The sequence below is a fragment of the Actinotalea ferrariae CF5-4 genome, from assembly GCF_000603945.1.
Taxonomy (GTDB): domain Bacteria; phylum Actinomycetota; class Actinomycetes; order Actinomycetales; family Cellulomonadaceae; genus Actinotalea; species Actinotalea ferrariae.
In genome coordinates this window covers 1-2,200 of the sequence record NZ_AXCW01000408.1, presented here as the reverse complement: position 1 = coordinate 2,200, position 2,200 = coordinate 1, and the positions used below count along the sequence as shown (strand labels likewise).

2 protein-coding genes are annotated in these 2,200 nt (G+C 75.5%); both read left to right on the top strand.

The genetic code is table 11. From position 1 onward, the window contains the following. The first annotated feature begins 62 nt into the window (after positions 1 to 62). Positions 63 to 527 carry a phosphoribosyl-AMP cyclohydrolase gene (gene hisI, locus N866_RS18290; RefSeq protein WP_052023251.1) on the top strand — a complete coding sequence of 155 codons (465 nt, stop codon included), beginning with the start codon at positions 63 to 65 and terminating at the stop codon, positions 525 to 527. Between the two features lie 11 nt (positions 528 to 538). Continuing rightward, complete coding sequence (locus N866_RS18285) at positions 539 to 2,119, top strand: anthranilate synthase component I (protein WP_034229424.1); 1,581 nt, start codon at positions 539 to 541, stop codon at positions 2,117 to 2,119. Positions 2,120 to 2,200 lie beyond the last annotated feature (81 nt).

Sequence of the window (2,200 nt, the reverse complement as noted above, 5' to 3'; positions counted from 1 at the left end):
CGCGGACGGCGCGGACGCGGACGGCCGGCCGAGGCGCGCGCCCGACGTGGCAGGATCGTCCGGTGCTCGAGAACGCCCGTCCTGACGCCCCCGGAGCCCCGGCGCGCACCCTCGCCCCCGCGGTCGCCGCCCGGCTCAAGCGCGACGACGCCGGCCTGGTCTGCGCCGTCGTGCAGCAGCACGACACCGGCGACGTGCTCATGGTCGGCTGGATGGACGACGAGGCCCTCCACCGCACCCTGACGACGGGTCGCGTGACCTTCTGGAGCCGGTCGCGCCAGGAGTACTGGCGCAAGGGCGACACGTCCGGGCACGTCCAGCACGTGCGGTCGGTCGCGCTGGACTGCGACGGCGACGCGGTGCTGGTCCGGGTCGACCAGGTGGGTGCCGCCTGCCACACCGGCGCCCGGACCTGCTTCGATGCGGGCGGAGACCTGGGGGCGGTCGTCGGCGCCATGGGTGGCCTCGAGGGCGGGCCCGCGGCCGACCCGGGCGACTCCGCTGCGCACGGGGAGGGCCGGCGGTGACCGGCGCGGACCTGCGGACGGACGCCCCGGCCGTCGACGCGCCCGAGCCGTCCCCGGGCGACCTCGCGTGGGGTGCGACCTGGCCGCGCCTGGAGACGTTCCGCGAGCTGGCCCGGCACCGTCGGGTGGTCCCGGTCGTCCGGCGGCTCCTCGCCGACGACGTGACCCCGGTCGGCCTTTACCGCACGCTCGCCCAGGGCCGGCCCGGCACGTTCGTCCTGGAGTCCGCCGAGGTCGACGGGACCTGGGCGCGGTACTCCTTCGTCGGCGTCCGCTCCCGCGCGACCCTCACGGTCGCCGGCGGCGAGGCGACCTGGACGGGCGACGTCCCCGTGGGCGTGCCGACCTCGGGTGACGTGCTGGACGTCCTCGGCGAGACCCTCGAGGTCCTCCGGACCCCGGCGATCGCGGGCCTGCCACCCCTGACCGGGGGCCTGGTCGGCGCGATGGGCTGGGACGTCGTCCGGCACTGGGAGCCGACCCTGCCCGCGAAGGCGCCCGACGAGCTCGGGGTGCCGGAGCTCACGCTCTGCCTCGCGACCGACCTCGCCGTCGTCGACCACGTCGACGGCTCGGTCTGGCTCGTCGCCAACGCGATCAACTTCGACGCCACGGACGAGCGGGTCGACGAGGCGCACGCCGACGCGGTCGCGCGTCTGGACGCGATGCAGGCCGCGCTCGCCCGGCCGGTGCACGTGCCGCCGTCGGTCCTGGCCGACGGCGACGAGCCGGAGCTGGAGTTCCGCAGCACGCGGCAGGAGTTCGAGGACGCCGTCCGCGCGGGCAAGGAGGCGATCCGGGAGGGCGAGGTCTTCCAGGTGGTGCTCTCCCAGCGGCTGGACCTGGACTGCCCCGCGTCCCCGCTGGACGTCTACCGCGTGCTCCGCACCATCAACCCGAGCCCGTACATGTACTGCTTCCAGCTGCAGGACGCCGCCGGCAACGACTTCGCCGTGGTCGGGTCGAGCCCCGAGACGCTGGTCAAGGTGACCGACGGGCGGGTCCTGACCTATCCCATCGCCGGCTCGCGCCCCCGCGGGGAGGGGCCGGAGGAGGACGCGGCGCTCGCCGAGGAGCTGCTGGCGGACCCCAAGGAGCGCGCCGAGCACATCATGCTCGTGGACCTGTCGCGCAACGACCTGGTCAAGGTGTGCGTGCCCACGAGCGTGGAGGTCGTCGAGCTCATGGCGATCAAGCGGTTCAGCCACATCATGCACATCTGCTCCACCGTCGTCGGCCGGCTCCGGCCCGGTGCGACGGCCCTCCAGACGCTCGCCGCGACCTTCCCGGCCGGCACCCTCTCCGGGGCGCCGAAGCCGCGGGCGATCGCGCTCATCGACGAGCTCGAGCCCGCCCGCCGGGGCATCTACGGCGGCACGGTCGGCTACTTCGACTTCGCGGGGAACATGGACATGGCGATCGCGATCCGCACCGCCCTGATCCGGGACGGCCGGGCGAGCGTCCAGGCCGGCGGCGGCATCGTGGCGGACTCGGTGGAGGCGCTGGAGTACGCGGAGTCGCGCAACAAGGCCGCGGCCGCGGTCCGGGCGGTCCAGGTCGCGGCTCGGCTGCGGAGCTCGGCCGGCGCATGAGCGAGGGCGCACCGTCCCGCACGCTCGACCGGCGCCGCGGCGTCGTCGTCGCTCTCGCCCTGGGCGCGGCGGCCCTCGCCG